The sequence below is a fragment of the Microbacterium sp. genome (assembly GCF_035554235.1).
In the GTDB taxonomy this organism is placed as follows: domain Bacteria; phylum Actinomycetota; class Actinomycetes; order Actinomycetales; family Microbacteriaceae; genus Microbacterium.
In genome coordinates this window covers 1-3,094 of the sequence record NZ_DATMIO010000278.1, presented here as the reverse complement: position 1 = coordinate 3,094, position 3,094 = coordinate 1, and the positions used below count along the sequence as shown (strand labels likewise).

Here is a 3,094-nt window from a genome sequence, read left to right as displayed (position 1 = left end):
CTCCTTCCGTTTGCGGCTACCACGGTATGGATCCTCGTCGATCTGTTCAGCATCCCGGCGATGACGCGGGAGGTCAATCAGTACGGGTGACTCTGTGGAGCATGGCGGTCGTGCGCCATCGTCACCCTGACTTCATCAGTGCGTTCCGCGGCCGCGCTAGCATGCGCGCGTGACCTTGTTCGAGTCGAATCATCCTGCTGATCGACAAGCGGAGGCAGATCCCTTCGCCTCGGTTCGCAGCCGCCGTCAGCGGAACGGATTGGCGTCGGCACTCGGAGTCGTTTTGGCTCTTGCTGGTGCCGCTGTACTGATCATCGGCCCCGCACAGGTGGCGATGACCGCGTCGCGATGGTTCACGAGTGACACGTTGCCTGCGCAAGGGGTGATCGAGCTCGCCGACCGATCATTCCTGACGAAGGAAGGACGTGTCATCCTCTATGACGCCCGAACGAGGCTCGTTGGCCGGGAAGAGATCGGCGACGTGTGCCCGATCTTCGAGGGTGGCGCCAATGCGCTCGGGTGTTTTTCGCTCCTCCATGGGATCTATATCTACGAGCCGGGTGATACTCGGCTGGCCGACATGATGGTGACGACGCTGACGCACGAGATGCTTCACGCGGCGTATGCCTTGCTCGCTGCCGACGATCTCGCCGCGGTCAATGGAATGCTTGTCGCCGAGATCGCCCGCGTACCCGCAGACGACGCCATCCACGATCGGATCACACTGGCCATGCGCGGGAGCGAGGCTGCTCGCGGAACGGAGACATTCGCGCTCCTCGGCACCGAGGTTCACCCTGACGGCGGTTTGGCGCCTGAGCTGGAGGCGGTGTATGCCCGTTACATCAGCGATCGCGCCGCGCTCGTCGGTGTGTACGAGGCGTTCGAACCGGTCATTCAGGGCATCGTCGACGAAACGCAGCGAGCGATCGACCAACTCGCCGCGGATGAGTCCGCGAACGCCGATGGCCGTGCGCGGTGGGAGGTCGATCGTGCCACCCACGAGGCGGAGCGCCAAAGGTACGCGATCGACGCCGATCGCTATAACGCGCTTCCTGAGGCCGAGCGCGGCAACTGGTCGGTGAGCTGGACAACGCCGGACGGGTTGATCCTCACTCAACCGCTCGGCGCGTCGCTCGCGACCCGCCTCGCGCAGTTGGAGGCGTTCCGTGCGGACCTCGACGCTAGAGCCGCGGCACTGACCGAGGCCGAGGCAGAACTCTCCGCTCGACGATCGCACGTTGAGGCACAGCTTGCAGACACGAACGCGTTGCTCGAGGCTGCGTACCCGGGCCAGACGCTCGACTGACTCAGGTGGCACACCTTCTAGGCTGGGCCTATGGTCGACCTCGTTCGCGGCATCCGCGGCGCCCTGCACGCCGCCGCCGACCCCCAGCGGGCGCCGGCGCAGCAGGCCTATATGAAATCCGCGATGCCGTTTCTGGGTGTCGGGGTCCCGCAGTCGCGGCGGATCGCCCGCGCCGCGGCGAAGGAGATCAAGGACCGCGAAACGCTCCGGGGTGCCGCGCGGGTGCTGTGGGCCGAAGCCGCCTACCGCGAGGAGCGGTACGCCGCCATGGCGCTGCTGGCTGTGCGCCCGGCATCCGATGATCTCTCGGTCACCCTGCTGATCGAGCACATGGTGCGAACGGGGCAATGGTGGGACTACACCGACGAGCTCGCGCACCGGCTTGCGGGGCTGCATGACGGGTACCCGACCGAGACCGGGACGCTCGTGCGAGCGTGGGCCGTCGACGACGACATGTGGATCCGGCGGATCGCGATCCTCTCGCAGCTCGGCCGGCGCGACCGCGTCGACCGGGACCTCCTCGGCGACGTCATCCACCCGAACATCGATGACCGTGAGTTCTTCATCCGCAAGGCGATCGGATGGGCGCTGCGCGAGTATGCCCGCGTCGCCCCGGACTGGGTGCGCACGTTCGCCGACACGCACGCGCTCAGCCCGCTGAGCCGGCGCGAGGCGCTGAAGCACCTTGATCCTGCCCGGTAGGCTTTTCGGATGGAACTCCGCCGGTCGAACCACGCGGCGATCGTCGCGGGCACCGGCACGCGAACGCCTCGGGCCTGAGCGGGCAGGGCGCGGCAAGCGCCCGAAGCTGAGCGGTAGCCTTGATCCGACCATTCTGGAGAGTTCCCTTTGTCTGACAACGCCCAGCCGTCGCAAGACGGCTTCGCCCTGTTCCCCGACCGATCCGTCGTCGCCATGCGCGTAAACGGCGAGTTGAAAGATCTCGCGACTCCGGTCGCGGATTCGGATGCCGTCGAGCCGGTCACCATCGACAGCCCCGACGGCCTCAGCATCCTGCGCCACTCCGCCGCGCACGTGCTGGCCCAGGCGGTGCAGCGCATCAACCCGCAGGCGAACCTCGGCATCGGTCCGCCGATCACCGACGGGTTCTACTACGACTTCGGCGTCGAGCAGCCGTTCACGCCCGAGGACGTGAAGGCGATCGACAAGGAGATGCAGCGCATCATCCGCGAAGGTCAGCGCTTCGTGCGCCGTGTCGTCACCGACGACGAGGCGCGGGCCGAGCTCGCCGGCGAGCCGTTCAAGCTCGAGCTGATCGGGCTCAAGGGCGCTTCGGCCGGCTCGGCCACCGGGACCGACATCGCCGAGGGCGCGAGCGTCGAGGTCGGCGCGGGTGAGCTCACCATCTACGACAACGTCACCCGCGACGGCGAGGTCATCTGGAAGGACCTTTGCCGCGGCCCCCACCTGCCGAACACCCGCATGATCGGCAACGGCTGGGACCTCACGCGCATCGCGGCGGCCTACTGGCGGGGGAGTGAGAAAAACCCGCAGCTGCAGCGCATCTACGGCACCGCATGGCCCTCGAAGGACGAGCTCCGCGCGTATCAGGAGCGTCTCGCCGAGGCCGCCAAGCGCGACCACCGCCGACTCGGCAAGGAGCTCGACCTCTTCTCGTTCCCGGATGAGATCGGCTCGGGACTCTCGGTGTGGCATCCGCGGGGCGGCATCATCCGCCAGGAGATGGAGCAGCACGCTCGCCGCAGGCACATCGAGGGTGGCTACACCTACGTCTACACCCCGCACATCACGAAGCGGGACCTGTTC

At 67.1% G+C, this 3,094-nt stretch carries 2 protein-coding genes and 1 pseudogene; all 3 read left to right on the top strand.

What is annotated here, in order from left to right:
• The first annotated feature begins 169 nt into the window (after window positions 1-169).
• A complete protein-coding gene (locus VNT50_RS14070) occupies window positions 170-1,306 on the top strand; it encodes a hypothetical protein (protein WP_325485737.1) in 1,137 nt (378 codons plus the stop codon).
• A 30-nt stretch (window positions 1,307-1,336) separates the two neighbouring features.
• Window positions 1,337-2,008 (top strand): DNA alkylation repair protein, encoded by a 672-nt coding sequence (locus VNT50_RS14065; RefSeq protein WP_325485736.1) that lies wholly within the window; start codon window positions 1,337-1,339, stop codon window positions 2,006-2,008.
• Window positions 2,009-2,221: 213 nt separating this feature from the next.
• Window positions 2,222-3,094: pseudogene (gene thrS / locus VNT50_RS14060) on the top strand (threonine--tRNA ligase); the annotation flags it as partial.